Consider the following 25,781-nt stretch of genomic DNA (forward strand, 5'->3'; position numbering starts at 1 on the left):
GAGTCTTGCCAGCGACGGTTGTGCTCGGAACTCAATGGGGTGACGAAGGTAAGGGGAAGTTTACGGATCTCCTTGCCTCGGAGGTCGACTACGTTGTGCGTTACCAAGGCGGTCATAACGCCGGTCACACCATCGTGATCGGCGAAGATCGCTTCGCCTTACAGCTGGTGCCAACTGGTATATTGAACGCCCACGTAACTCCTGTCATCGGCAATGGAGTAGTTATAGACCCAAAGGTGCTCCTTGAAGAGGTCGATGTGCTAGGTCGTAGAGGAATCGATACCTCCCGTCTAATGATCTCTGGGGCAGCACACTTAATAATGCCTTACCATCAGGAGTTAGACCGACTAACAGAGCGCTATCTAGGTAAGAACAAGCTCGGAACCACAAAGAGGGGGATCGGACCATCTTATGCTGATAAGGCGTCTCGTATAGGGATCAGGGTTCAAGATCTCCTTGACGAAAAGATCTTCTCCCAAAAGCTTGAGGTAGTTCTGAAGGAGAAGAATCAGATACTGGCGAAGGTGTATAACCGTCTGCCTCTGGATGAAAAAAAGATACTCTCGGACTACCTTGAGGTCTATGCTCCCAAGATGGCGCCCATGATATCTGACACGGTTGGAGTGCTGCACAGAGCGTATAAAAACGGTCAGCAGATTCTCCTAGAGGGCGCCCAGGCTACCTTTTTGGATCTGGATCATGGTACGTATCCCTTTGTCACGTCCTCCAATCCGACCGCAGGAGGAGCCTGTACGGGATCTGGACTTGGACCGCGCCAGATAGACCGGGTCGTTGGAGTGGCAAAAGCCTACCTAACGCGTGTTGGGGCAGGTCCATTCCCTACGGAGCTCGAGGGTGAAACCGCTGACTTACTGGTCGAGCGGGGCTTTGAGTTCGGTACCAATACGGGAAGGAAACGGAGAACCGGCTGGTTTGATCTGGTGCTCTTGCGACACGCAGTAGCTTTGAACTCAGTCTCTGAGATCGCACTGACAAAGCTAGATATCCTAGATGTCTTTCCCAAGGTTCTTGTGGCAAATGAGTATGAGATAGAAGGGGAACGAACGAGCGACCTTCCCTATCATCAGTCAGACTTCCATAAGGCGGTCCCGATTTACAAGGAGTTTGAGGGATGGATGACTGACTTGACCGAGGTAACCAAGGTCGAGGATCTCCCGTACAACGCAAGGTCATATCTCAGCTACATCGAGGAACAGCTTCAAGTCCCCATTACCTTGGTGGGTACCGGGCCTGAGCGCGATCAATACGTGAGCTTTCCGTGAGAGTGGTAGTTGTTGGGTCAGGTGCCAGAGAGCACGCCCTGGCTTGGACCTTGTCAAAAGAACACGATGTAATAGTGGCCCCAGGCACTAGCGCGTTGTCGAGATATATGGAGACCTCCGACGCTGACCCTATCGATCTGGACGCCGACCTATATGTGATAGGACCTGAACAGCCTCTGGTAGATGGACTGGCGGACAGACTGCGAGAGAACGCCAAAGCGGTCTTTGGACCCTCTAAAGAGGGAGCAAAACTGGAGGGTTCAAAGGCGTTCCTCAAGGATCTTCTAAGAGCGGCCAAAGTCCCCACGGCTAGGTACAGAACCTTCGACAACATAGCGTCTGCGGTCTCCTATCTTGAAAGTTCACAGCCCCCTTATGTAATCAAGACCGATGGCCTAGCTCAGGGTAAGGGGGTTTTGGTAACCTCAGACTTGGCGGAGGCCAAGAGAGACGTAATCGATAAGATAAGCGGTCGTACGTTCAATGGAGCGGGACGAATTGTAGTTATTGAAGAGGGCCTGCAAGGTCGTGAACTATCGATATTTGCCCTTTGCGATGGTAAAAAGGCTGTTGCACTGCCTGCGGCTACTGATTACAAGCGTCTCATGGATGGTGGAAAGGGACCCAATACAGGGGGTATGGGGGCCTACTCTCCACTTGAATGGGCGGATGAATCTGTACAACAAGAGGTGCTTGCTCAACTGGTAGAGCCTACCTTGGCGGAACTTACAAAGAGAGGCATCGACTACAGAGGAGTGCTGTACGCAGGTGTTATGGTATGTGAGGACGGACCAAAGATCATCGAGTTCAATGTTCGATTTGGAGATCCGGAGACTCAAGTGGTGATTCCAAGAGTAGCGGAGGGTCTCGGAGAACTTCTCTATGAGTGTGCGATGGGTTCGCTAAGTAGTTCTCCAACTGTGTCAGATACCTCAATGGTTACTGTAGTGCTAGCGGCAAAGGGCTATCCACAGACCGTAGAGACCGGTGCGATAGTTGAAGGCCTAGATGTTGCGATGAGCAGAGAGGGTGTCCAGGTGTTTCTGGCAGGAACGTCCTACGACGAAGAACAAGACCACTTCTTTGTATCGGGTGGACGGGTAGTGTCAGTGACCGCGGAAGGGGTCACGCTGTCGGAAGCACGGGATAGAGCCTACCAAGGGACGAGGGACATCAGATTTGAAGGCATGCAGTACAGATCTGATATCGGTGTGTGGTGAGATTTGTGAGGTTAGAACAGCTTGATTGAGCGTTACCAGACCAACGAGATGAGACAGATCTTCTCTGACGTGCGCCGAATGCAGATCTGGACGGATGTAGAGCTAGCGGTGGTTGAAGGCTTTGTTCATAATGGCGATGCTCCGGCAGCTGACCTCGACGTTATAAGAGCCAATCTTCCCCTTATAGACCAAGGCTTTGTCGACGATGTGCTGGCAAGGGAGCGCGTAACGAATCACGATCTAGCGGCGTTTGTAGATACACTTCAAAGCCGTATTGCGGTGAAGGAGTCATCGTGGATACACTTTGGCTTGACCTCTTCAGATGTCGTGGACACCGCCTTTTCCATTCAGATTAGGGAGGCTCTAGAGGTTATAGTTAGAGAGCTTCGAAAGACTATCCTCGCTACTATCGCGTTAGCCGAGCGCCATAAAAACACTCCAGAGATTGGCCGCACTCACGGGATGCACGCTGAGCCAACAACCTTTGGCGGTAAAGTTGTCCTATGGGCATATCAGCTTGATCGCGATCTGGGTCGAGCGGAGAAGGCTTTGGCTCAGGCCTCGGTCGGTAAGTTGTCGGGAGCGGTTGGAACCTACTCGAATGTCGATCCAGCAGTCGAACACTTCGCTCTCTCCCGCCTGGGTCTGCGACCCGTTCCGGCCACACAGGTAGTAGCCCGAGATATCCATGCAGAGGTAATGTACTCCTTAGCCTCGATCTCTACCTCGTTGGAGTCTTTCGCCACCGAGATTAGACACCTTCAACGAAGTGAAGTTGGAGAGGTTTTCGAACCCTTTGCCCAAGGGCAAAAGGGTTCTTCGGCTATGCCTCATAAACGAAATCCTATCGTAGCGGAGCGTATCGTAGGACTTGCGCGCATTCTTAGAGGTTTCCTAAGCGCTGCTTTGGAGGACGTGGCTTTATGGCATGAGCGCGACATATCTCACTCATCTGTTGAACGTGTCATATTCCCTGATGCATTTCACCTCTGTCACTACGGACTTTTGAAGTTTCGCTGGCTTGTTGAGAACCTTGAGGTAAAGGTGGAGAAGATGCGCGAGAACTTGGATGCATCTCTTGGCCTGTACTTTTCGCAGTCAGTCCTGCTTGCGTTGGTAGAGGCAGGACTTTCAAGGGACGAAGCCTATCGGATAGTACAACGTGACGCTAGAGCTGCATACGAGTCGAAGCGAAGCTTTATCGAGATCTTAAAAGAAGATCCATCGGTGAGGGTGGATCTGGAAGAAGTGCTCGATGAGTCTAGGCTTCTTCGCAATGTGCCCAAGATATTTGAGGGTCTCGGGGAGCTAAAAGCGAGGCTAAGGGATGCTTGAACTGAAAAATACAGGAAAAGTGCGGGACTCCTACGTAGTTAGTTCCGATCCATCGAGACTCGTGGTTGTTGCAACCGACAGAATATCGGCTTACGACGTTGTGATGACAGAAGGTGTTCCACGCAAAGGGAGAGTACTTACTGCTGTATCTCTGTTCTGGTTTGATGCCCTAAAGGGAAAGCTCGCCACGCAAACACCCGTTCTGTTCGATAAGGTAGATCTAGATGCAATAGGTCTCCACGATGAGTTCCTGGGTAGAACGACCTCGGTTAGACGGGCAGAGATGGTGCCGATCGAGTGTGTTGTGCGAGGGTATCTCGCTGGTTCTGCGTGGAAAGAGTATCTGAGATATCAAAGTGTAGGCGATATAGCGATGCGATCGGGTTTGATGCTTGGATCCAAGCTCGATCGTCCAGTGTTTACTCCTACGACCAAAGAGGCAGAGGGACATGATCTTCCTCTCTCGTTGTCTCAACTCCGAGCTCGGGTGGGAACCTCACTTGCGTGTGAACTAGAAGAGATCTCTCTCTTTGTCTATGGTGAAGCTATGCGAGTTGCGGCCGATAAGGGTTTGGTGATCGCTGATACCAAGTTTGAGTTCGGTTACATAGACGGGAAGCTTGCGCTTTGTGACGAGGTGTTGACCCCAGACTCATCTAGGTACTGGAGGGTCGAATCTATGGGTCTTGGTCGCGAACCTGTCCAGTTGGATAAGCAGATACTAAGGGACTGGCTTTCGGAGACAGGATGGAACGGTGCAGGTAGACCTCCGACTCTAGACGCCAAAGTCATAGAGAAACTCAGTTTAAGCTACGTAGCTATCTATGAGACGCTCTCTGGTCTGTCGTTCACAGATTGGCCTGGTAATTACGATCTCAGATGTTATCTAGGAGAGAGGACTAATAAGTATGAGAGCTAAGGTATTGGTCGTTGTAACAACCATATGTGAGGTCATCGTTTGATTTATCGGGTCAAAGTGGACGTATTTCTGAAAGACGGAGTATCTGATCCAGAAGGGTTTACCATAGCAGAGGCAGCACAGTCTCTTGAGATTGCGCCAATAATAAGAGTCAGATCAGGCAAAAGCTTTCTGATAGAGCTAGACATCTCCTCGCAGGAAGAGGCTTTAGCAGCAGCTGAAAGACTAGGACGAGAACTGTTGTCTAACCCCGTGATCGAAGACTTCGTCGTCGCTGAATCGGTGGAGGTAGACCATGGATAAGGCAGTTGGGGTAGTTGTTTTCCCGGGCACTAACTGTGAACACGATGTGGTAGAGGCGCTCGTGGATCTCGGCGTACCACACAGGCTCATATGGCATCGCGAAACAGATCTTATGGACCTTGAATGTGTCATTATACCTGGCGGATTTGCTCATGGTGACTATCTGCGACCCGGGGCCATAGCCAAGTTTTCTCCCGTGATGAAGGCAGTGTCTAGCTTCGCTACCTCAGGAAGATCGGTTCTTGGTATTTGCAACGGTTTCCAAGTGCTTACTGAGGCGAAACTTCTTGAGGGTGCCCTGCAAAAAAACGCTGGTTTGTCGTTCATCTGCGATGTTGTTGAGTGCGAGGTAGCTTCGCGTAATTCACCAGTTACTTCGTCTTTGGAGTTGGGGGAGAAGCTGAGGCTTCCGATAAACCACTTCGAAGGGAACTATACCTGTGCGGAAGATGATCTGAAGAGACTGCTCGATGAAGATCGGATCATACTAAGGTACGTCGATAATCCGAACGGATCGATCGGCGATATAGCTGCGATATGTAATAAAGACCGAAACATTGTGGGCATGATGCCTCATCCAGAGAGGGCGATGAGTGATCTACTTGGATCAAGTTCAGGTCGCAAAATACTCGCTTCACTACTCGAGCGCTCTGCAGTACTTAGCTAGTTCGTACTGTCCAGTATCCCAGCTTTGCGCAAAACCTCTGGCCTGACTCCTATAGCCCTCCAAGCGTTGTACGATATTTTATTTCTCTCGCTATAAGACTTAGCTACCTCTATAAATCTAGGTTCCAGGTCATCGGATTCTTGAGGCTTGTTCATTTCTTTCAAGGTGTTCTCAAGATCAAGTTTTTCCTGAATTAAGTGAAGTTTAGTGAGCGAAGGAGCAGATGGTAACTTCATTTCAATCTGAGCGAGCCGCCTTTTGATCGTGTCGGGGGAACGCTTTCGACCTCTTTTGACCCTTCGTCTTTCTAGCCCATCGAGATAATCTTTTACAACTTTGCTTTCTAGCTTTTCTATATCTGTCGCCACTGCACTCCTATTGCTTGTCATAAAATATATTATATTTGATTAGAAGGTCTTAGCAACTGGCGTGTGGTGTAGTTAACGCATTCAGTGATGGTGCTCTGGTCGTAACCTTTCTAACCGCTTTTAGAGTACCAGATCCCAACCATTACTCATTTCTTCCTAACGAAGGCTTAAGGCTTTAGTTCCTAAGTATCTATCGTAAGAGATCTGACAGGAAGACCAAAGCGTTGGGTTGGATCTAGATCCACCAGAAGGCATACTTTCGGAAAATGTGAACGTTATGGTCCGATGGTCGCTAGAATAACTTCGCTCTTAAAGTGAGACTAGGACCTGTGGTGCAGCTCGGAGTGCACGCCGGCCTGTCAAGCCGGAGGACGCGGGTTCAAATCCCGTCAGGTCCGCTGTGGTCTAGTAGCTCAGTTGGTAGAGCACACGCCTGAAAAGCGTGGGGTCACCGGATCGACGCCGGTCTAGACCACCAAAGAGGGACGAGGCTTTTGTCTCGTCCCTTACTAGCCTCTGAGTTGTGTGCGCCCAGGCTTTGTATCTACAACTCTGGATCGTGGCGAACCGCACCGTCTTTTACCGCTGCTTCGGCGACAGATATAGCGACCGCACCAACAACAAAGCGGTTAAAGACCGAGGGTACTATGTAACTAGGTGACAGCTCCTCTTCGGGAACTGCTGATGCTATTGCGTTTGCAGCTGCAAGTTTCATCGACTCGGTGATCGAAAGTGCGTTGGCATCCAGCGCCCCTCGGAATATACCGGGGAAGCAAAGGACGTTGTTTATCTGGTTGGGGTAGTCGGATCTACCTGTTGCGATAACGGCTGCAATCCCTTCGATCTCTTCGGGCATGATCTCGGGAGTGGGGTTAGCGAGTCCAAAGACGATAGATCTCGGAGCCATCTGCTCGATATCGTTGCGATGAACTATTCCCGGTCCGCTGACTCCGACGAATACGTCGGCACCGCGTAGAGCATCTGAGACAGACCCCATCTTCTTCTCGGGATTTGTATTTTCGGCTAGCCAAAGCTTTGGACCGGAGAAGTCTTCGCGTCCGTCGAATATTATCCCTCGGCGGTCGGTCACGATGACGTTTGGCACCCCGGCGTTGTTTAGGATTTTGGCTATTGCAACGCCTGCAGCGCCGGCTCCAGCGATTACTACCGACAGCTCTGACATCTTCTTGTCTACGACCTTCACGGCGTTTCGCAATGCCGCAAGTACGACTACAGATGTTCCATGCTGGTCATCGTGGAAGACTGGTATGTCCAAAGAGCCCTTTAGTCGGTCCTCTATCTCAAAACAGTCAGGAGCAGCTATGTCCTCGAGATTGATTCCGCCAAAAACTGGTTCGAGTCTCTCTACTGTTTCTACAACCTCATCGATGGAGTTTGTGTTTAAGCAGATGGGAAAGGCGTCGATCCCTGCAAACTCCTTGAAGAGTTGTGCCTTGCCTTCCATCACTGGAAGAGCTGCGTACGGGCCGATGTTGCCGAGACCAAGCACCGCAGTTCCGTTCGTCACCACCGCTACTGTGTTAGATTTGATGGTGTATTTATGAACCTGAACCGGCTTTGCGGCTATCTCCATTGAGACCCTTGCAACACCAGGCGTATATGCCATGGAGAGATCGTCACGATTTGTGATAGGTACTTTGCCTTTAACCTCTATCTTCCCACCTAGATGAAGTCTGAATGTACGATCCATTACGCTTCGAACGTGAACGCCTTCTACGCTTTCAGCTGCTTCACGGATTACGTTTGCGTGTTCGACGTCGACAGCTAACACGGTTATGTCTCGAACGATTACATCGTCTGAGACTTCGACGATGTCGACGCCCAAGATGTTACCGCCGGCTTCTCCGATCGCGGTAGTTAATCTTCCGAGGGTTCCGGGTCTATGGCTTAATTCAACACGAAGAACTACTGAATAAGAAACATTGGGAGTGACCATGGAGCCTAAGACTAGCCGAAGTTGTGATATTTGTGAAATATCAGGGTGACAAAATATAGTTTCTGGTTGTCCGAACCATGACTAATAGGTGTAGTGGGGTGACCCCATGTTTGAGTTAGCGACATGTGATCTCATTTAAAGCTACGCTGTCTCTGTGTCTTTAGCTAGTTGTGCTAGATAGTTAGGGGGTGTCTTGCAACTTTTTCGATGGAGCAAGGGTAAGAGGTCAAAGTCGGTTACGTCCTCTAGTCAGTCGGTTACTTCACTAGCCGATCTCTCGAAAACTTCCTCGAAGGAGAGGATGACCCGAGACGATCTTTTGAAGGTGTTTCGGGCGGCTGCGACCCTTAGGGCTATATCGTCACTTACGGGCGATCTGCTCTCTAAGGGTATCGCTGAAACGCTATCGGTTTCAGAGAGCTCGGAGGTAGTCATCACGACCTTGGCGATGGTGGCTATAGGTGAAGAGGCGATAGTATTCCCTGGAAACTGTTACTTTGCCTATAGGGCAGCGGCCCTGTCTTTATGCGATACGACCCGCTCGGAACTGTCAGAGATTCAAAACAGAACTCTGGGCGGATCGTCTCGAAGAAGTCAGCACTTAGCACAGGCTGTCGGTTATCTTCATGCCATTAGTATCACGGCGAAACCAAAGACTATATACGCTTTGTTGACCTCTGACAGAATCTCTGAGATTGAGTTTCTTGAGGCGATGTCCCATGGCAAAAAGCACAGCCTCCCCCTTGTAGTTGTCTTGCTAGACCGCTCTTTAGCGGGTGAAAACTCATCCACGGTATCTCTTGTAAAGAGGGAAACCGACCGATACAGCGATGCGGTAACTGTGCTCTCAGCCTGTTCGTGCATGCCAGAGGATATTGTAGACAAGCTTGAGGAGGCCAAATCCCTTACTGAAGGAGGTGAGGGTCCGGTCATTGTTGTAACCAGAGGTTGCTCCAGGGTCGATCACAACCTAAAGGAGATGTTAAACGACCGTGATCAGATCGTTATGGCTCCAGACACCCTTTGGTGTCTAAAGACTCATCTGGGCGAGATGGGAGGAGATCTAGATCAACTGTCGCAGTTTGAAACTCAGATCAAAGAAGAGCTAAGGAGAGATAGAGGTGGACGTTTTCTAAAGAGTGGAGAGAGTGAAGGCGTTGAGGATGGTCTCCTAAGAGATGCTGAGGAGGTACCTTACCAAGGAGGATTTGAAAACTATCAAGGCCCGCGAACTCTTGCCACCTTAGGCGAAGCCTTGGACAAAAGCTTCGACGATATGATCAACTCTTCACCGGAGAGCATTTTGGTAGCAGATATCGATCTTCGGCGGCAACATTACGGCATCGATAAAGCTGAAAGATCTGAGCTGTATTCTGACAGGGTAATCGAGGGTCGTCTAAGCGGAAGCACGAGGCTACATCTTGCCTGTGGAGTTGCTCTTGCAGGGCGGAGGCCTGTCGTAGAGATATATGAGCAGGAAGCGCCTGCCGCTTTGTTGAGTAATATCTCAGACGAGTTGGCAAGTCTCTCTCTACGTCAGAGTCCCGATGCTTCTTTGCCTATAACTATCAGGGTTCGCTACGGCGACTCGAAGTTTCTTGGATCGGCGGCTATCGCAATAGCTGACGTCTACAGCCCAAGTCGTTCGGTCCCATGTGTGGTTCCCTCAACGCCGTCGGATGCGGTGGGTCTAGTCACCAACGCCTTTCGTAGCCACGATGCGGTGGTGGTGCTAGAGAACTCCTACGCTCGTGATTACGTAAAGGGGGAGATGCCTCAAGCAACTTACCTGGTGCCATTTGGACGTGCGGATGTTATTGGACGCGGGCATGATCTGTCCATTGTTACATGTGGGATCTTGCGCCATCACGCCCACGCAGTGGCCGAGACTCTCTTCGGGGAGGCGTCTGTCGAGGTGGTGGATCTACGATCGGTTTTGCCTTTGGATACAGAAACAATTTTGGATTCAGTGAAGCGATGTTCCAAGGTGCTGATACTGGGCGAGAGGGAAGGAGACTTCTCTGCTCGTGTGGCAAGCTTAATCTCGGAGAACGGCTTTTGGGATTTAGACGCCCCGATCAAGGTGGTCTGTGGGCTTCCTAGAGGATCTATCGGGAAGTTACATCATCACCACTCTCGAGAGGTGATCGATCTTCCAACGATTGAAAGAGCGGCTAGGGATCTCCTAGCAATCTAGTGGTAAAGGTTGCCTTTATGCAAGACGTTAGGTTAGGCCGCCTTCGAAAGGCAAACCTAGGTCCGGAGCGCTCAGCAGAGCACGAAACTCGATACCATTTTGTTCTAGGAGTTGCTTTGCTGTTCCTCCTCGATCTACAACTGCTATCGCCAAGGCTACTTTAGCCCCGGCTGCCCTTACCGCACTCGCAGCCGACAGTGTTGATGTCCCCCGTGAGGAGGCGTCTTCGACCAATATGGCGTTGTCTGTCTCTGATAGAACACCAGCGATCATGCCTCCGGGACCGTGGTCTTTGGCCTCTTTGCGGATAGAGAAGCTTCGAATCGCTCTTCCAAGTGAGGTTGCTACCCCGGCGGTACCGAAGGCTATAGGATCAGCTCCCATGGTTTGTCCTCCGATCGCAGTTACCTCGTGGGGAAGGTGCCGCAGTATCAAGAGAGATACGATTGCAAGACCCTCTGGCCGGCACACTGTGTTTTTGACGTCTATGAACCAAGTCGATCTCTGACCCGACTTAAGAACAAACTCCCCTCGTAGTATCGAGTGCTTGAGTAGGAGTTCCCTGAGTCGTGCCTTAAGCGACTCATCATCTTCTGATCGAAGCTGTTCAAAACTACTCAACCCAGACCGCTCCTTCTTCGTCCTTGGTTCTTTTGGAGATCTGTCCCAGTGTATAGGTTTCCACGCCGACGCTGTAAAAGTAGGAGCTTATCGAGGAGATGCTGTCGGGAGAAACTACGAGAACCATTCCGACTCCCATATTGAAGATACGATACATCTCCTCAGATGGTACGTCTCCTCGCCGTTTAACCTCTAGGAATATCTCCGGTACCGGCCAGCTATCCCTTACTACCTCAGCTACCAGACCATCTGGTATCGACCTCGATAGATTGTGTAAGAGTCCACCACCGGTGATGTGCGCCGCTACCCTTACCTCTTGTCTCATCGGCATGTCTTGCAGGTAGGGACTGTACAAAATGGACGGCTCCAGAACTACCTTTAGTTCTTCGCGAGTGTGATCAGAGAGAGATTGAGGATGTTGAAGAAGGCGATCGATCTCGTATATCCTTCTGATTAAAGAAAAGCCGTTGGATCTCAAGTTTGGGGATTTAAGTCCTAGGAGTAGGTCTCCCTCTCTTACTAGATTCGGTCCCCACATCTGATCCTTGGCGACTAAGCCGACTACAAATCCTCCAAGATCAAAGTCGTCTGGGTCCATGACCCCTGGATGTTCAGCGGTCTCTCCGCCAATCAGAGAGCATCTAGCCTTAGTGCAAGCGGTTGCGACGCCGGTCACGATCTCTGAGACTATCTCTGGACTCTGCTTACCGACCGATAGGTAATCTAAAAAGAAAAGTGGCTGGGCGCCGTAACATGCTATGTCGTCTACGCACATCGCCACCAAGTCCTGCCCTATCGTGTCGTATCGGCCAAGAAGACGGGCTAGTTGAGTCTTTGTACCAACACCGTCTGTTGACGACACCAATATCGGCTCTTTGACTCCGAGGTTGTCTATCGAATAAAGCGATCCAAACCCTCCCACTGAGCTTAGGACGCGGGAGGAAAACGAGCGGTTGAGGGTCTCGGCAAACATAGATACTGCCCGTTCGCCGGCGGTTACATCAACCCCCGCATCTCTATATGTGCTCAAGTTCCGTTGCCTTTCTGTGAAAGTGTCAGTTAGTCTACGGGTACATCTCGCCTTTACTCTATGGCTGTTGTGAGGTCTTAGTAGGGTAGTTTCCGGTTAGGCATGCATCGCAGAACCCTCCGTCGACAGAGATGGCTTTGCGCAGATCATCTAAGGAGAGAAATGCAAGCGAGTCTGCTTCAAGGAACTCTCTCATCTCTTCCATGTCGTACCTTGCAGCAAGCAGATCCTTTCGAGACGGTGTATTGATTCCATAAAAACACGGCCACTTATAAGGAGGTGACGATATACGCAGGTGGACCTCGGCTGCGCCCGCTGACCTCAGCATCTTCACCATCGATCGTGTTGTGGTGCCTCGCACAATGGAGTCGTCGACGACGACCAGACGCTTTCCAGAGATGTTCTCACTTAGAGGGTTAAGCTTTCTTCGTACAGCGCTAACTCTGGAGGCTGGATCTGGAGAGATAAACGTGCGGCCTATGTAACGATTCTTTACCAGACCCTGACCATAAGGGATTTTGGATGCAAGTGCGTAACCCTCGGCTGCTGGAACCCCTGAGTCGGGTACCCCCATTACCATGTCTGCCTCTACAGGCATTGTTTGTGCGAGGTACATACCCATGCGTCTTCTCGTACCGTGGACCTCCTGGTCTAGCAGGCGAGAGTCTGGACGGGCGAAGTAGACAAACTCGAAGATACAGAGTTTTGGCTCTAAGGTCTTTGGATCAAAGGGGTGGTAACTTCTTACACCGTGGTCGTCTGCCACTACCATCTCGCCGGGCTCAATCTCGCGAATGAACTGCGCCCCTACTACGTCCAAAGCAGGCGTCTCAGAGGCGAAGACGTGTCCGCCTCCATCTAGTTCACCTATGCACAGTGGGCGAAATCCATGAGGATCCCTAACCGCCACAACCACCTCTGCATCCATAAGTACGAGAGAGTACGCTCCTTGGAGTTCGGGTAAGACCGAAAGTGTTGCACTTACAAGTGCTTCGCCCGGGCGAAGCTCCCTTGTGTCACCTTTTTCCTTTGGGAACCGCATGGCTATGAGTTCTGCCATGAGATCTGAGTCCGACGACACCATGCCAGGAAGCATGCCGATCTGCTCGGCCAACTCCGACGTGTTGGTTAGATTTCCATTGTGAGCAATAGCAAACCCATAAGGTCCTACGGATCGATATACAGGTTGAGCGTTCCTCCAGTTGGACGCACCTGTAGTGGAGTACCTAGTGTGTCCGATTGCTAGATCCCCTGGCAGGGAAGCCAAGGTTCGCTCATCGAACACGTTGCTTACCAAGCCCATATTCTTATAAACGGTCACCGAGTTGTGATCAGAGACCGCCATACCTGCTGACTCTTGTCCTCGATGCTGAAGAGCGTACAGTCCGTCGAAGGTTAGGTTTGCAACCTTTCGCCCCGGAGCGTACACTGCGAAGACGCCGCATGCCTCTTCAGGTTTGTCAGATAAAAACAATGGCCTTCTCCGTGGTGCGTGAGGTACGTTGCCGCTTGTCGAGCCGGCGCTGTCGTGGCAGTGTCACTACTACAGGTTAGCATCTCGCTCTATTGGATCATATTGCCTCTGTGTTGCCTGTGTCGTGTCTAATGCGGTGAACTACGCCGAGTCAAGCGCTATGACAAGAGCTTGGAATTTAGCTGCTAGGTTGATCAAAGTGGTCTACGATCTTCATCTGCATAGCACGTACTCAGACGGTTCGGATACTCCATATGAGCTAGTCGATAAGGCGCACGCGTTTAATTGCGAGGTGATAGCCCTAACCGACCATGACAGCACAGACGGCTACGAAGAGGCTCGAAAGAGGGCGAGTGAGCTTGGCATGACTCTTATAAAGGGCGTCGAGATGTCGATACCTGCGCGCCAGCTCGGTACTTTTCACGTTCTTGTCTATCTCCCTTCAGAGGATACGACGATACTAGAGCAGCGACTTGATCTGCTTCGTGAAAAGCGCAAGGAACGGAACGAGCGGCTAGTCGCATCTCTCAGAGATGCAGGTATCGACATCACAATGGAGATGGTTGCAGCCAAGGCGACGCAGGGTAACGTGGCTCGACCGCATTTTGCGGCTGTGTTGATCGATCTGGGGGTCGTCGACTCGATCGACGAGGCTTTCGATAGATATTTGGGCGATTCCACCCCCTTTGACATCGAGAAAGAAGGTCTCTCGATCGAGGAATTGCTACAGTTGACCCAAGAGTCAAAAGGTCTAGCCTCTATTGCCCATCCCCTGACCTTGCGAGTCTCCAAGGAAGAGTTGACCGATATGCTAGAGCGTCTCAGAGGTCTTGGACTTTTTGGTTTGGAGTCTTATTACTCGCGTTACTCTCCCTCTGTTAGAGCAGAGCTTGTAGAGATGGCGAATCGGATAGGACTTGTGCCAACGGGCGGTTCGGACTATCACGGTACCTTTAAAGTAGGGCTCAATCCTGGCGTGGGAGAGGGTGACCTTAGGGTGCCCGAAGAGTCTGTCGCAGCCATCTTGGCCAGACTTTGACTTAGTCGACCTCACGCAATGTGGGAGGGATTTAGTGGGGTTTAGTCAGGCTTCGAGGTCTTTTTGCAAACCAGCCCAAGTCCAGACCCAAAGGTGGTGGATCTATCTTTCAGAGTTAGTCTTAGTTCTTAGAGAGCTCGGAACAAAGATTACGCAGAAGATGCCCTCGTAGCCGGTCAAAGACGATCGGTACCGTCCGCCTGACGATTCCCGATATCGGGCGACCCTTGAGAGAGTGCGACGTTGCTATCTTGGATACCATATGGCTGAACCGTTACACATAGCTTTAGGTCTTACCGACGAAGAGTTTGCGATGATAAGGAGCGTCTTACAGCGCGATCCCAACGATTTAGAGTTAGCTATGTACTCGGTCATGTGGTCAGAACACTGCTCCTACAAGTCTTCTAGGGTGCATCTTCGCCGCCTTCCGACGGAGGGTCCTTCGGTGATTATGGGACCTGGTGAGAACGCTGGCGTGATAGATGTAGGCGACGGTTTTGCCCTAGCTATTCGCATGGAGAGCCACAATCACCCATCCGCGATAGAACCATACCAGGGCGCAGCAACAGGGGTTGGTGGCATACTGCGTGATATATTCACAGTGGGCGCTCGTCCAGTTGCCCTCCTCGATAGCTTATGGATGGGACCCCAAAACGATCCGAAGTCTCGTTGGATCTTCAAAGGAGTGGTATCGGGTATATCAGGATACGGCAACGCTGTGGGTGTTCCAACGGTGGGCGGGGAGACACACTTTGAAGAGAAGTTCGGATACAACCCATTGGTAAATGTGGCAGCGATTGGTATTGCCCCAAAGGAACACCTTATTAAAGCTGCAGCTACGGGAGCTGGCAACTTAGTGGTCCTCCTTGGTGCTCCGACCGGCAGAGATGGGATCGGTGGAGTCTCTATATTGGCTTCCACGGGTTTCGGCGGAGAGTCAGACTCATCCAAGAGACCTTCGGTGCAGGTAGGCGATCCTTTCGAAGAGAAAAAGCTGATCGAGTTATGCCTTGATCTTCTTCGCTCTGATCTATTGGTAGGGATTCAGGATCTAGGTGGCGCCGGTCTGTCCTGTGCTACCTCTGAGACCGCTGCGAAGGGTGGATCATCTATGGATATATATCTCGATAAGGTGCCAAGGAGAGAGAGCTGTATGGAGCCCTTTGAGGTGATGATCTCAGAGTCTCAGGAGCGCATGCTCGCGATCGTCCACCCAAGTAACTTAGACAAGGTGCTTGCCTTGGCAGAGCACTGGGAGGTACAGGCCTCGGTAGTCGGAGAGGTTAAGGATCCTGAGCGGTGGCTCGATGGGAAGGTGCGAGGAATCCTCAGAGTCTACGATCATAGGGACGGTGAGCTGCTCGCCGAAGTTCCTGCAGGCTCTTTAGCTGATGAGGCTCCTCTTTACGATAGAGAACGGCGGGAGCCTGAGGGTTGGAAAAGAAAGTTACAAGATGCTCCATCGGTAGATTCAGTAACAGAAGATGTTCTAAATGATCTGCTAAAGACCACCTTCGATCCCTCGACGGTCTATCGGCAATACGATCACCAGCTGTTCCTAAACACCATCGTTGGTCCAGGCGAGGACGCTGCACTGTTGCGGATCGGAGCACCTGGAGTTGGACGTGTAGAGCGCAGTTTCGGCGTTTCGGTTGATGGCAATCCTCGCTGGTGCGTAGTGCATCCCCGTAGGGGCGCTGCAGCCACTGTAGTTGAGTCTGTGATGAATATAGCTTGTGTCGGCGCCAAGGCGGTGGCGTTGGTCGACTGTCTAAACTTTGGTAATCCAACTCATCCGGAGGTGATGTGGCAGCTGTCGGAGTCGATCGATGGAGTGGCCGAGGCGTGCGAGGCCCTAGGTGTTGCCGTGGTTGGGGGTAATGTATCACTGTACAACGAGGCAAACGGGGTCGATATCGACCCGACGCCGACCGTTACTACTGTGGGGTTATCAAACATACCGTCTCTCCCAGTTCCCTCGCTTGCCCGGTCTAGTGTCGGTTCTTCTCTGTATCTGATTGGGGAGAGCTGTGAAACGCTTTCGGGATCTGCCTTTGCCTTTGACTTTCTGAACTCTGACGGAGGCAATCTATTTACCTTTGACTACGACAAGGTTACGAGGCTTAGGGATACGGCGATAGAACTCTTTGAACACGCTGACGCATATGGAGTGGAGACTTTACACAACGTGAGTTCAGGTGGAGTGCTTGATGCAGTGAGAGAGATATCAGCTAGCTCCAGAGTAGGATGTGTGCTTTACAGGGACAAACTAACAGTTATGGATCTTCTTGGAGAAAAGCCAGATCGGTTGCTCGTAACCACGACCTCTGATACTGAGCTTGAAGCACTTCTCTTAGGCAAGGGTCTTTCCTTTGTAAGAATCGGCTACTTCGATGGCGGTGATGTACTTTTTGCATGAACTACCAAAACGAAGCTGCACTCCACTGTTTCACCTATGTAGCCTCTGTGGTAGTAGGTAAAGCGATGAGTGATTCGTGGTCTAAATCCTGGTAGCTCTTTCCAGTGGTTTCGTTGTGCTGAGTTGACTCGATCCTGAGGATAACAGACAGTCTGGTATCTTGGTCTTTTTATTCTTGCAGCTCATTACCTAGCTGTCGATATCATGGCCGTGCCTAGGGAGCACTATCAGGATCTGGCGTGCCGCACAACTGTGGGAAGAAAGAAGGATTGAGTGGTTCTGAATCTGCAACGGAATTTACCGGGAGGTTAGTGATCACTCGCAAATCAGCCGGTGGTGTATAGTCACAGCCTTTGGGTGCCTAAATGGGTGAAACATCTGTCCGCACCACTCATGTGAAGTTTAAGGCACGAGTCTGTCCTACATCGCCTGAGATCTCGAAACCCTTCATCGTTCAAACGAGGATCTCTGAGGCTACTTGGGGGTACGGCTAAGCCGGAGTGTTGACGCAAGAAGCAAGAAGGGGTCACTGATTATCGACTTTGTGCCGTGCCGTTAGGGTCGAGTTCTTCCTAAGCACAAAGACACAGATTGGTGATCCTTGTACTGGCTGTTGGTAACGAGAGTACAAAAGCAAGAAGTCTGGATGGTAACACCTGTGTTGTACCGTTTTGGTCTCGTGCACTGAACTGAAAGGAGTAGCTATGAAGTTTGTGTGGTTCAAAGAACACAAGAAGCTTTCTATTGCGGGAGCTGTATTTTTGTTTATAGTCTTCGCTCAATCGCTTGGAAGTCATCAGGCTAACGTCAAGGCAAATGTCACATCTAAGTCGACATCAACTATAGGGACTGCGACCACCTCGACTTCGAACACGAGTGTCTCAACGGACCGGTCCTCGACAAGTTCGCCGGTTGCTTCTCCCGTAGCCCAAGATTCTTCTAATAGTCGAAAAACCAGTTCGGGGTCGTCTACTACGATAGCTCCCGCTAAATCTGTTGTTGCGTCGACGACGACTACGGATTCAGGTCCTCGTACCAGCTTTGGTGATGGGAACTGGGTGGTCGGTCAGCAGATTGCGCCAGGCACTTACCAGACTCAAGGGGGATCGGACTGCTACTGGCAACGTGAAAGCTCTCTTTCAGGTAGCTTCAGTAGCGTTATAAGCAACGATACCGTTAGCGGTCCAGATATTGTAACGATTCTCCCAAGTGATGTTGGTTTTGAGAGCCAGGGATGTGGCACGTGGCACCCCTTGCCTGCTAGCGGGACGAAACTTTCCAGCTTTGGCGATGGGGTCTACGCGGTTGGAGTTAACATCTCTCCTGGAACTTACTCTACCTCAGGTGGTTCAAACTGCTACTGGGAGATGGACTCTGACTTCCTCGGTAGCACCTCTTCGATCATATCCAACAATACGGTGAGTGGTCCTGTCACCCTGACGATAGGGTCGAACGTCGTCGGCTTTAAGACACAAGGATGTGGCACGTGGAGCTTGTCGTGATTGTTTCTAGAACCTAGAACGACAGTCTTGTTTGACCATAATCGACATCGAGTGTCCTTTGAGCCTGATTCGATGCCGTCGTCGCATACCCATTTATCGAGTATGCCGGATAGGGAACCCATCGCTCTGGAGCTTTAGTTGAAGCACGCTGCCAACAATACATTAGGGATGCCGGTGAAGATAGATGTGACGAGGTTGTTCAGCAGAAATAGATAACCTATTATGCGTTGACTGGTTGCGATGACACGAAGAGACTGGGGTACTTTGACTCTGAGCCCGCAGTCTCTTGAGTTGGGTTGGTGGTTCTCAGAACCTCCTTTTGAGAACCAGAGGTATCGGAATCAGGCTGAGCCACGTATCTATTGACTAATGACGTGAAGGACGGTTAGTGGGTAGAAGTCTGTATATCTTAGATTCACTTCCCTAATCCGGTGACTCGGTGCATTCCGAGATCGATTCGAAGCTGTGGTTGCACCCCCAACGGGATTCGAACCCGTGTTACCGCCGTGAAAGGGCGACGTCCTAGTCCACTAGACGATGGGGGCTAGCTAGTTAACTGTAGAAGATACTATAGCGTCTTTTAGCGACCATGAAGTTCCCTGCGGTGAGTCTTGTACCTCTATCCCCAAACTAGTCAACAGATCGCGAATTTGGTCAGACCGTTCGAAGTTCTTTGACGCCCGAGCCTTCTCTCGTTCCTCGAGGATGAACTTTACGTAAGGTGCTATGGTCTCGGAAGGGTCGAAGACGCGCTCGGTGCTTGTTTGTCCAAGCCTGAGTATCATGCTTCTCACCTGCGCCCGACCTCTCTTGTTGATATCTGACATCAATGAGTCGGTCTCCCATTCCTTCAAAGTTCCTTCAAGCTCCAGGATCTTCTTTGCAGCATCGAGGAAGTTGCCAGCGTCGATAGCCTCCTCGAACTCGCCTTGCAGCCTTAGCAACTCCTCTTCAAGGGGTTCTCCTCGTTGGATTAGATCGACTACCTCTTTGTCCTCATCGTTTGCAACGTTGACGGGGGAAAGGTTCCCCTTAGCCTCTTCTTCTCGATGTAAGTTTAGGAACTCGCTGATAGGCATGGTTGTGCCAGGGGTGATCTGTAAGGAGCTGCCTGCACGGCGGATGGTTATTAGACCAATCCCAACTGTCTCGATACTTTGAGATTTTAGATCAAAGATCACTCCTGAGTGTTCGTCTATACCTAGTATGAAGGCATCCTCGGGAAGTTCTCTCTCCAGTACACTGATTCGTCGTTCGCCCATGTAGCAGTATCTCGTGTCGTGTGTTCCACCCTCTTGATTGTTGTAGTGGGGCACGACGGCGATTTTTCTCCCAAATAGTTTGTCCAAAAGACCTAAGCCGGACTCCCACCGGAGGTCTTCGCCTGCTTTGTAGATCTCATAGACCGGCAGAGTGTAACTGCCTAGAGTGAGTGCGGCGGCAGAGGAGAACGTAACAACCCGTCTCGAACTCAAGACCTTTGACAACAAGCTTGATAGCTCGAGGTCTTTCCATACCCTTAGCGCATAGGTAGGACTGCCCGGACCAGCGAAGACGTAACTAGACCTTGTAAGCTTGTCGTAGAAGCTATCTTGATCCACGGTACCTATTTGTGATACTGTCCGGAGTGAAGCTACCTCAAACCGGCGATTTAGTGAGGTTTGAAAGTACTCTTGGGCACGCTGGGAGAGCTCGTCAGCGTTTTCTTGGAAACCGTAAGGGGTGTCCAAGATGTTATATAGAGTTTGACTGCCCCTTGCCTCCTCTACAGCGCTGATCAGAGACCTGTGGACCTTGACCATAGTAGGCGCTGTCTCACCTGATCCCATTATGCATAACAGTCCTTGAGCTGAAGCGGATGTCATTGAACTCATGGTGTTGAAAATACTCCTTCTTCTATCTCTCTGTGGATAATCTGCGCAACGTAATCTGGGTGCTGGGCGTGGAGATCATGGTGACCAGCTATCCAGTAAGCAGATGAAGCTGCGTCCGAAATCTCTCGTAAGCGTCGAATTTCCTCTCTCTTAGTTGCCGAATCCACTATTTCGTCGTTGAGTGCCGTGATGAAGATGAACGGCGTGGAGATCTTCTCGAATATCTCCACGGGATCCTGCTCCCACAGTTCCCGCAGGATCTTGATGTGGTTTGATCGTTCGAGCCTCGCCGAAACATTACCCTCGGGACTTTCTTTGAAGTTGGCCAGGATTCCCTCGAATGCGCTGTCTGGAAAGTCAGATAGATTTTCTTGGAGACGCTGCCGAAGCGAACTGATAGTGTAGTTGTCGAATCGCGGAGGACTTAGCTTGGCTTCGCACTCTTGCCAGGTAGGGTAATCCTTCTTTAGCGCTCTAAACCCACCGTCAATGAGTACGAGCCCTCTAACGTCGCTTGGATATCTTAGTGCGTAGTTTTCAACGACTGAGCATCCGAAACTTTGTCCAACAAAGACAGCTGGAACTGTCAAAAGGCCTTCGTTTACAGCGAGATCCAGGAACTCTTTCAGATCCTGGACAAATGTATCGTAGTCGTAGCTACCATCGGGCTTATCGGTTTCACCATGTCCTCTTTGATCGACGCTACAGAGACTGTATCCGTGGGCGCTGAGACGTTGACCGACACCTCGGTACATCTTTGCATTTGAGGCGAGTCCGTGGATCATCACGATGGAGGGTCCCACCCCCTGTTGGTAGAGGAAGTGGACACGTAGTCCGTTTGCGAGGTTTCGATACTGTGACTGCACACATCTTTAACCTGTTTTAGCTTGGAAATGTTCCACACGTGACGATCTACTGACTTGCTGGAATGTCTAATCTAAAGGGCACGGACCTCAACGTGTCCGACTTGATCTCTAGACTTCCCGATCTCAGATACTAGTCGTTCGACTATGCGAAGTGTCGTTGCAGTGTCGTCAACACTCCAGATGAGAGGCGTGCCTTCCAGGATGTGTTTTGAGAAAGCCATGATCATGGCCAGATATGCGCTAATAGGCTCACTTTCAAACAGAGTTACCTTACCAAATCTGTCAGTTTGTACTATCTGTGTGTCAGCTGAACTAGGGGTGCAGGCCTTTTTGACCTCTAAGGATAGGTTCTCGCCGATTATCTTGAGATCTTGGCTCTCGGCAGAGACGAAAGAGGTGAAGACAAAAGCATTACGATCTCCCTCGAACTCTATAGTTGTGGCTGTCCGAAGATCGATAAGACTTCGAGACTTGGTAAAGCTGGTGATTAGTCGCTTGGGTTGGGATCCCAGGATCTTTAGGACCGGGGAGAACGCGTAGATTCCGATATCCCAGAGAGAACCCCCACCTTGCATAGGATCTAGACGGTAGCCCGACAGGGGTTCGAGCCTGCCGGAAAAGGACGAGTAGATGCTTTGCACCTCTCCAAAGGATTCGTCTCTGCAAAGACCCAAAGCCTTGATATGGCGAGGATGGTATGCGGTCATGTAAGCCTCTGCAAGAGCGACACGGTTTTTTTGTGCCGCTCCGTGCATCTCTTGGAGGTCTTTTCCTGAGATCGCCATAGGTTTTTCACAGAGAACGTGTTTCTTTGACGTTATAGCCTCGATTACGACCTCGTGGTGCAGGTGGTTTGGAAGTGCAACGTAGACTGCGTCTACCTCGGCATCCTCTAGCAGGTCACGGTAGTCTCTGTACAGCCTTACTCCGGAGGTGCTTAGGTCGTTTTCCCTGAAGGTTCTCGAAGACATAGCGACGATACGGGAGTTATTGGCACCTTCGATAGCTGGGATAACTCCTACTTGGGCGACGTGGCTGGTAGCTCCGATCACACCGAAACCGACCGTGTTGTTGCCTTTCATAGACCTAACTACCCATCTTTACTCTGAAGGTGTGCCTGTTCCAGGACGGCTATGACCTCACGAACCTGATCTGGTTGAACCTCAAGAGCCGATCCTAGATGGATATGATCTGCAAAGTTGCGCCAGAATCCGTATCGCTTTGGCGGCGGAAGAGTTATAGTTTGCCGTGAGACTCTATTTGGCCCCTCATAGCGTGCAAGTTCCAGTTCAGCTGGTGCTTCAGCGAAGTGGTAGTAGTCTTTTACGTATCCGTGTTCTTGCGTCACCGTCTCTTTTGTAATTGGCTGGTAATGACCGACTAGGGTTCCCTCCGTTCCTTGCAGGTAGAACTTTGGCTTTCGAATAGCCGCTAGGTCACTTTGGATGAAAGTCGCCTCCCTGCCTTCCGGAAAGCTCATGTGAATGGTTATCTGGTCTAGGTTGGAAACCTCGTACCAACGACGCTTGTGTCCAAAAGAGGTAACCACCGTGGGTGCTTGACCTAGTAGCTGAAGTGTCCAGTCGACGTAGTGGGCACCCCAGTCGTAGGCTGCTCCGCCGGAAACGCCTTCGTCTGAGTGCCAGGCCCGGCACGGATGGTCGAAGGTTCCGACAAAGGTTTCGATATTGAAGAGGTCTCCTATGCCTCCGGCGAAGACCACTTCTCGAATCGCTCTGTAGTCTTGATCCCAACGCCGGTTCTGATTTACTGTTAGGACGAGTCCCTGGGCTTGAGCAAGCTCGATTAGGTCATCCGCCTCCTGAACCGTTAGGCACATGGGTTTCTCCAGTACTACGTGTCTACCTGCTCTTAGAGCGTCAAGAGCGATCTGATAGTGCGTGGACGGTGGAGTTGCGACCACTACAACCTCTACTTCGTCAACCTCGAGGAGGTCCTTGTGAGTGGATACAGTCGTAATCCCAGGAAACTCCCTTGATGCCGCAGCGCGCCTATCGGGACTTGGATCGACTGCACCCACAAATGACAACCCTTCTATCGATGAAGCTGCACTTCCATGAAAATAGCCCATGCCACCGTAGGGCCCATACCCAACCACGGAGACACCAAAGGGTTTGGGACGGTTGTTTGATAAAGTCAGATACACCTCAAGGAGGTACCGAACCTCTTCGTTAGCGCAGGTTAGACTGTCGAAGTCGAATCCGAAGAAATGCAGGGTTCCAGCACCCACAGCACGTCTCCACGAAACCAAACGGTCTTGCATGTGTATGTTTACATACGTAAGTGGCTCGGCTCCTTCGGGTGTGCGACATGTATAAAGAGAAGAGAGGATCGGTACCTCTGAAGGGAACCGCACGAAGGCAGGAATATCCTTATTCAGCTTAAGGTACCATTCAGACGTTGGAAGCGTATCTAAATTCAGTTCAATATCGCCGATACGAGTCGACTCTGACTCTAAAGAGCCGAATAAAAAGAGATTACCTCCATCTCTTAGAGTCGAAAGAAGTTCGGGCGTCAACATGGAGTAGCTCGGAACGATAAGCTTGCCGTCTCTACGAAGAATCTTTGTGGCATCTAGGTGATCTACCTTTTTGAACGACGCTGATAGATGATCTCTGCGGGGTGACCAATATGGAGAGAGAACGCTCGCGCTAGATTGGTTCGAACTAATCAAAGATGACATGGTGTGCTCTTTCTTCTTTATCGCTTCTTTATCGGTAGTCTTAGGGAATGGCGCTTCCACTTAGGAGTTAGCTAGCGAGTGTCTCGATTAGTTCTGACACGATCCACCCTAAATAGTTGTAAACGTCAAAGATAAACCTTAGCTCGTCTGAGCCTAGGCTCGACTGGTTAAATGACTCGTCCTTTATGCCTAAAATCTCAGCCAGCACAAGCCTTGCTTTGTTGAGGTCTTGGAGTAAAGTGGTGGCCTCTACTGAGTTCAACAAGTCTTTTCGCCTTATCATCTCGGCACTTACGCTGAAGGAGCTAGCAACCTCGAACTGCTTGGCATCTTCGCGGCTTTGAGAGTCCAGTTCACATTCGGCTTGTCTGACGGGATCGTCAAATATGGGCGGGAAAAGTCTCCAAGACAGATTTATATCGCTTAGGACTATGTTCGATATCTGCTCTAGATAGTTGGAGAGAACGTCTCGCTCTCGATCGTTTATACGAACCTTGATCGTGTCTTCCCCTTGTCGTTTGAATGGAGACTTCATCTACCGGCCACTTACTTATCTTGCTGCATTGTGGCCCAGAGGCCGTAGGCGTGGAGTCGGTTTACGTCTCTCTCAGCCTCCGACTTTGATCCCGATGAAACAGCGGCTTTACCTTCATTGTGAATTTGAAGCATCAGCTCTGTAGCCTTCTCTTTCGAGTAACCAAATAGCTTTTGTAGAACAAAGGTTACGTAGTTCATGAGATTTACTGGGTCGTTCCAGACGATTACAACCCACGGAGAATCAATCTCCTGACCCAATCTCTCTTCAGTCTCGACCATTCCCCCTAGAGCCGTCAAAGCTGTATCCCTTTCGGAGCAACGTATCTGAGCAAAATCATCCTATCTCTGCCTTGCGGACGAAGGACTAGTTGTTATCTAGTGAGACCGCTTGAAGTAGTTATTGTGAGAGTTTTCAACCGTCACCTTGGGCTTTTCCAGGCCATCGGGTTAGGTGGGGGACAGGTTGGGGATCTCGGTCGACTCAAGGTTTCGCTCTGCCTCGTCCTTTAGGGTTCCCCTTTCGAAGAACAAAAGGTTCAGCCATAAAGCGGCCATCCAAACGACAGTAGCCCCAGCGATGTGGAAACCCACCAGTAGCGCTGGAAGGTGCGTGAAGTACTGTGTGTACCCGATGGCCCCTTGAAGTGCTTCCATCACCAAGAGGAACCGTCCAGCTTTTTGTACGTCTTCGGGAGCTCCGCTTTGCTTTAGAAGCAACAGCCCGACTAGGGTTAGTCCGACTAGCAGCCAAACTATATCTGCGTGCAACTGGGCGACGTCTCTTAGTTTGAAGGGTAGGCGAGCCGCTATTGGACTCCCGCTGTGAGGACCCGATCCCGTCACTGCGGTACCTACGAAGATAACAGCTCCGAGAACCAAGAGCACTAATCGACCCCAAAGGACGGTTTCTTTAGATACCCGTCGAGTAGGTGCCACGTCATCTGAAGCAGAGTGGGCATATAGAACGATGGCGTTCCATACAATCAGGATCGCCAAGATGAAGTGAGCCATGACATATGGAGGTGCAAGCTTCGCTAGTACGGTCAGTCCACCTAGTACGATCTCAGCTATGAGACCTCCAACCAATCCCATCGCCAACCACGCCAGGTCCTTGCGAAAGGGCTTGCGCAAGAAGGCGGCGAGTGCTGAGAGGATTACAATGATAGACGCACCGATTGTGATCATTCGGTTTACAAACTCCACCATGGGATGGAATGAGTCTGCAGCGACAAGGTGGTTCGCCGTGCAGTCTGGCCAGGTGGGACAACCTAGACCAGATTGCGTGAGCCTAACGGCTCCGCCTGTGACTATGATTACCGCAAGAAACACCAAGGTGGCGTAGGATAGTCGCCGAAAGCCTACGGGCGTTATCCTCCACTCTTTGAACCACTTCGTCCACTCTTCGATCACAATTTACAATCTAGTGTGTCTAATGGCTTAGCTTGAACTGATTCTCAGCTAACTAT

22 protein-coding genes and 3 tRNA genes are annotated in these 25,781 nt (G+C 50.8%); 12 read left to right on the plus strand and 13 right to left on the minus strand.

Going from position 1 to position 25,781, the window contains the following annotated elements; translation table 11 throughout:
- The first annotated feature begins 5 nt into the window (after positions 1–5).
- Genes BUA24_RS03775 through purQ form a run of 6 tightly spaced genes read left to right on the plus strand, consistent with a single transcriptional unit; the run spans position 6 to position 5,727 of the window.
- Positions 6–1,283 (plus strand): adenylosuccinate synthase, encoded by a 1,278-nt coding sequence (locus tag BUA24_RS03775; protein ID WP_072788879.1) that lies wholly within the window; start codon positions 6–8, stop codon positions 1,281–1,283.
- 2 nt (positions 1,284–1,285) lie between these two features.
- Positions 1,286–2,503 (plus strand): phosphoribosylamine--glycine ligase, encoded by a 1,218-nt coding sequence (gene purD / locus BUA24_RS03780; protein WP_218587401.1) that lies wholly within the window; start codon positions 1,286–1,288, stop codon positions 2,501–2,503.
- 21 nt (positions 2,504–2,524) lie between these two features.
- Complete coding sequence (gene purB / locus BUA24_RS03785; RefSeq protein WP_072788883.1) at positions 2,525–3,838, plus strand: adenylosuccinate lyase; 1,314 nt, start codon at positions 2,525–2,527, stop codon at positions 3,836–3,838.
- Positions 3,831–4,757, plus strand: coding sequence for a phosphoribosylaminoimidazolesuccinocarboxamide synthase (locus BUA24_RS03790; protein WP_072788885.1), 927 nt, complete (start codon positions 3,831–3,833; stop codon positions 4,755–4,757). The genes purB and BUA24_RS03790 overlap by 8 nt, the downstream gene beginning before the upstream one ends.
- Positions 4,758–4,796: 39 nt before the next feature.
- Entirely contained in the window at positions 4,797–5,060 is a 264-nt protein-coding gene (purS, locus tag BUA24_RS03795) for a phosphoribosylformylglycinamidine synthase subunit PurS (RefSeq protein WP_218587402.1), read from the plus strand.
- Positions 5,053–5,727 (plus strand): phosphoribosylformylglycinamidine synthase subunit PurQ, encoded by a 675-nt coding sequence (purQ, locus tag BUA24_RS03800; protein ID WP_072788886.1) that lies wholly within the window; start codon positions 5,053–5,055, stop codon positions 5,725–5,727. Before purS ends, purQ begins: the two co-directional genes overlap by 8 nt.
- Here purQ and BUA24_RS03805 read toward each other — a convergent pair.
- Positions 5,724–6,116 carry a hypothetical protein gene (locus BUA24_RS03805; protein ID WP_143146371.1) on the minus strand — a complete coding sequence of 131 codons (393 nt, stop codon included), beginning with the start codon at positions 6,114–6,116 and terminating at the stop codon, positions 5,724–5,726. The two genes, purQ and BUA24_RS03805, sit on opposite strands and share 4 nt — an antisense overlap.
- Before the next feature lie 302 nt (positions 6,117–6,418).
- On the opposite strand from BUA24_RS03805, the gene BUA24_RS03810 reads away from it, so the two are divergent.
- A tRNA-Asp gene (locus tag BUA24_RS03810) sits at positions 6,419–6,493 on the plus strand.
- 4 nt (positions 6,494–6,497) lie between these two features.
- Positions 6,498–6,573 (plus strand) — tRNA-Phe (locus BUA24_RS03815).
- Between the two features lie 66 nt (positions 6,574–6,639).
- On the opposite strand, the gene BUA24_RS03820 is transcribed toward BUA24_RS03815, so the two are convergent.
- Positions 6,640–8,052, minus strand: a complete 1,413-nt coding sequence (locus tag BUA24_RS03820; RefSeq protein ID WP_072788890.1) for an NAD-dependent malic enzyme — start codon at positions 8,050–8,052, stop codon at positions 6,640–6,642.
- Positions 8,053–8,353: 301 nt separating this feature from the next.
- On the opposite strand from BUA24_RS03820, the gene BUA24_RS03825 reads away from it, so the two are divergent.
- A complete protein-coding gene (locus BUA24_RS03825) occupies positions 8,354–10,249 on the plus strand; it encodes a transketolase C-terminal domain-containing protein (protein WP_143146372.1) in 1,896 nt (631 codons plus the stop codon).
- Between the two features lie 27 nt (positions 10,250–10,276).
- On the opposite strand, the gene pyrE is transcribed toward BUA24_RS03825, so the two are convergent.
- From pyrE to purF, 3 genes are read right to left on the minus strand one after another with little or no spacing between them, the layout of a single operon-like run.
- On the minus strand, positions 10,277–10,870 hold the full coding sequence (gene pyrE, locus BUA24_RS03830) for an orotate phosphoribosyltransferase (protein WP_072788894.1): 594 nt from the start codon (positions 10,868–10,870) through the stop codon (positions 10,277–10,279).
- Positions 10,863–11,900 (minus strand): phosphoribosylformylglycinamidine cyclo-ligase, encoded by a 1,038-nt coding sequence (purM, locus tag BUA24_RS03835; protein WP_072788896.1) that lies wholly within the window; start codon positions 11,898–11,900, stop codon positions 10,863–10,865. Before purM ends, pyrE begins: the two co-directional genes overlap by 8 nt.
- A 58-nt stretch (positions 11,901–11,958) precedes the next feature.
- Positions 11,959–13,374: an amidophosphoribosyltransferase gene (gene purF, locus BUA24_RS03840; protein WP_072788898.1), complete on the minus strand. Its 1,416-nt coding sequence runs from the start codon at positions 13,372–13,374 to the stop codon at positions 11,959–11,961.
- Positions 13,375–13,534: 160 nt separating this feature from the next.
- Between purF and BUA24_RS03845 the strand changes: the two genes are divergently transcribed.
- The 3 genes from BUA24_RS03845 (at position 13,535) to BUA24_RS03855 (ending at position 18,334) form a co-directional block, all read left to right on the plus strand.
- The gene (locus BUA24_RS03845) at positions 13,535–14,413 is read left to right on the plus strand and encodes a PHP domain-containing protein (protein ID WP_072788964.1); all 879 of its coding nucleotides are present in this window, start codon (positions 13,535–13,537) and stop codon (positions 14,411–14,413) included.
- Between the two features lie 262 nt (positions 14,414–14,675).
- Positions 14,676–16,832: a phosphoribosylformylglycinamidine synthase subunit PurL gene (purL, locus tag BUA24_RS03850; RefSeq protein WP_072788900.1), complete on the plus strand. Its 2,157-nt coding sequence runs from the start codon at positions 14,676–14,678 to the stop codon at positions 16,830–16,832.
- A 704-nt stretch (positions 16,833–17,536) separates the two neighbouring features.
- Complete coding sequence (locus BUA24_RS03855) at positions 17,537–18,334, plus strand: hypothetical protein (RefSeq protein ID WP_072788902.1); 798 nt, start codon at positions 17,537–17,539, stop codon at positions 18,332–18,334.
- Between the two features lie 472 nt (positions 18,335–18,806).
- Here the strand turns inward: BUA24_RS03855 and BUA24_RS03860 are convergent.
- The 8 genes from BUA24_RS03860 to BUA24_RS03895 all read right to left on the minus strand — a co-directional run bounded on the left by BUA24_RS03860 (position 18,807) and on the right by BUA24_RS03895 (position 25,725).
- Positions 18,807–18,879: transfer RNA gene (locus tag BUA24_RS03860), tRNA-Glu, on the minus strand.
- 3 nt (positions 18,880–18,882) lie between these two features.
- Positions 18,883–20,208 carry a CysS/YqeB C-terminal domain-containing protein gene (locus BUA24_RS03865; protein ID WP_072788904.1) on the minus strand — a complete coding sequence of 442 codons (1,326 nt, stop codon included), beginning with the start codon at positions 20,206–20,208 and terminating at the stop codon, positions 18,883–18,885.
- Positions 20,205–21,074, minus strand: coding sequence for an alpha/beta fold hydrolase (locus BUA24_RS03870; protein WP_072788906.1), 870 nt, complete (start codon positions 21,072–21,074; stop codon positions 20,205–20,207). The genes BUA24_RS03865 and BUA24_RS03870 overlap by 4 nt, the downstream gene beginning before the upstream one ends.
- Positions 21,075–21,145: 71 nt before the next feature.
- Entirely contained in the window at positions 21,146–22,156 is a 1,011-nt protein-coding gene (locus BUA24_RS03875; RefSeq protein WP_072788908.1) for a Gfo/Idh/MocA family protein, read from the minus strand.
- Positions 22,157–22,164: 8 nt separating this feature from the next.
- On the minus strand, positions 22,165–23,778 hold the full coding sequence (locus BUA24_RS03880) for a Gfo/Idh/MocA family protein (protein ID WP_072788909.1): 1,614 nt from the start codon (positions 23,776–23,778) through the stop codon (positions 22,165–22,167).
- Positions 23,779–23,845: 67 nt separating this feature from the next.
- On the minus strand, positions 23,846–24,313 hold the full coding sequence (locus BUA24_RS03885; protein ID WP_072788910.1) for a DUF2017 family protein: 468 nt from the start codon (positions 24,311–24,313) through the stop codon (positions 23,846–23,848).
- An 11-nt stretch (positions 24,314–24,324) separates the two neighbouring features.
- Positions 24,325–24,594: an ATP-dependent Clp protease adapter ClpS gene (gene clpS / locus BUA24_RS03890; RefSeq protein WP_072788966.1), complete on the minus strand. Its 270-nt coding sequence runs from the start codon at positions 24,592–24,594 to the stop codon at positions 24,325–24,327.
- A 168-nt stretch (positions 24,595–24,762) separates the two neighbouring features.
- Entirely contained in the window at positions 24,763–25,725 is a 963-nt protein-coding gene (locus BUA24_RS03895) for a COX15/CtaA family protein (RefSeq protein ID WP_072788912.1), read from the minus strand.
- Positions 25,726–25,781: the final 56 nt, after the last annotated feature.

The organism is Ferrithrix thermotolerans DSM 19514 (genome assembly GCF_900128965.1).
In the GTDB taxonomy this organism is placed as follows: domain Bacteria; phylum Actinomycetota; class Acidimicrobiia; order Acidimicrobiales; family Acidimicrobiaceae; genus Ferrithrix; species Ferrithrix thermotolerans.

Excerpts from the sequence above, each read along its gene's own strand:
- BUA24_RS03790 (WP_072788885.1), top strand. The coding sequence starts at position 3,831 with ATGCTTGAACTGAAAAATACAGGAAAAGTGCGGGACTCCTACGTAGTT.
- purQ (WP_072788886.1), top strand. The coding sequence starts at position 5,053 with ATGGATAAGGCAGTTGGGGTAGTTGTTTTCCCGGGCACTAACTGTGAA.
- BUA24_RS03805 (WP_143146371.1), bottom strand. The coding sequence starts at position 6,116 with ATGACAAGCAATAGGAGTGCAGTGGCGACAGATATAGAAAAGCTAGAA.
- BUA24_RS03820 (WP_072788890.1), bottom strand. The coding sequence starts at position 8,052 with ATGGTCACTCCCAATGTTTCTTATTCAGTAGTTCTTCGTGTTGAATTA.
- BUA24_RS03825 (WP_143146372.1), top strand. The coding sequence starts at position 8,354 with ATGACCCGAGACGATCTTTTGAAGGTGTTTCGGGCGGCTGCGACCCTT.
- BUA24_RS03845 (WP_072788964.1), top strand. The coding sequence starts at position 13,535 with ATGACAAGAGCTTGGAATTTAGCTGCTAGGTTGATCAAAGTGGTCTAC.
- purL (WP_072788900.1), top strand. The coding sequence starts at position 14,676 with ATGGCTGAACCGTTACACATAGCTTTAGGTCTTACCGACGAAGAGTTT.
- BUA24_RS03855 (WP_072788902.1), top strand. The coding sequence starts at position 17,537 with ATGAAGTTTGTGTGGTTCAAAGAACACAAGAAGCTTTCTATTGCGGGA.
- BUA24_RS03865 (WP_072788904.1), bottom strand. The coding sequence starts at position 20,208 with ATGAGTTCAATGACATCCGCTTCAGCTCAAGGACTGTTATGCATAATG.
- BUA24_RS03875 (WP_072788908.1), bottom strand. The coding sequence starts at position 22,156 with ATGAAAGGCAACAACACGGTCGGTTTCGGTGTGATCGGAGCTACCAGC.
- BUA24_RS03880 (WP_072788909.1), bottom strand. The coding sequence starts at position 23,778 with ATGTCATCTTTGATTAGTTCGAACCAATCTAGCGCGAGCGTTCTCTCT.
- BUA24_RS03885 (WP_072788910.1), bottom strand. The coding sequence starts at position 24,313 with ATGAAGTCTCCATTCAAACGACAAGGGGAAGACACGATCAAGGTTCGT.
- clpS (WP_072788966.1), bottom strand. The coding sequence starts at position 24,594 with ATGGTCGAGACTGAAGAGAGATTGGGTCAGGAGATTGATTCTCCGTGG.